At 64.3% G+C, this 516-nt stretch carries 1 protein-coding gene and 1 pseudogene; one reads left to right on the top strand and one right to left on the bottom strand.

Features of this window, described 5'->3' with window-relative positions; genetic code table 11:
* Positions 1 to 177, top strand: a pseudogene (locus EOA27_RS42860) (transcriptional regulator); the annotation flags it as partial.
* Between the two features lie 9 nt (positions 178 to 186).
* On the opposite strand, the gene EOA27_RS39610 reads toward EOA27_RS42860, so the two are convergent.
* On the bottom strand, positions 187 to 516 hold a 330-nt coding region (locus tag EOA27_RS39610), incomplete at its 5' end, for an iron-sulfur cluster assembly scaffold protein (RefSeq protein ID WP_145970950.1).

Genomic DNA, 516 nt, shown 5'->3' with positions numbered 1-516 from the left:
CTCCTGCAGGTCGGCGAGGAGCTCGCTTCGGGGACTTTGATCAAGCCGTTCGATATCGATGTCGCTTCCGGCGCCTACTGGCTGGTGGCCAGGAACTTGTCGGATCTGGCCGAACCCGCCAAGGCGTTCGCCGACTGGATCCGAAGCGAATTCGCTGTAACCAGGGGAGCGGCCTAAGCCGTGTCCTCACGCCGCCTGTCCGGCGCGCTTCTTCTCGATCTGGCCGATCGCGTCGACCACCGCGTCGAAGGTCAGCATGGTGGACGCGTGGCGCGCCTTGTAGTCGCGCACCGGTTCCAGATATTTGAGGTCGGCGAAGCGGCCTTCCGGCGGCGCGCCATTCTCCTTCAGCATCTTCAGCATGGTTTCGCGCACGGCGCGCAATTCGCCGGCGTTGGCGCCGACCACATGCTGGGCCATGATCGAAGAAGAGGCCTGGCCGAGCGCGCAGGCCTTCACCTCATGGGCGAAATCGGTCACCACGTCGCCATCCATCTTGAGGTCGACGGTCACGGT

It is taken from the genome of Mesorhizobium sp. M2A.F.Ca.ET.037.01.1.1 (assembly GCF_003998075.1).
In the GTDB taxonomy this organism is placed as follows: domain Bacteria; phylum Pseudomonadota; class Alphaproteobacteria; order Rhizobiales; family Rhizobiaceae; genus Mesorhizobium.
This window is presented reverse-complemented; position numbering and strand designations above follow the sequence as displayed.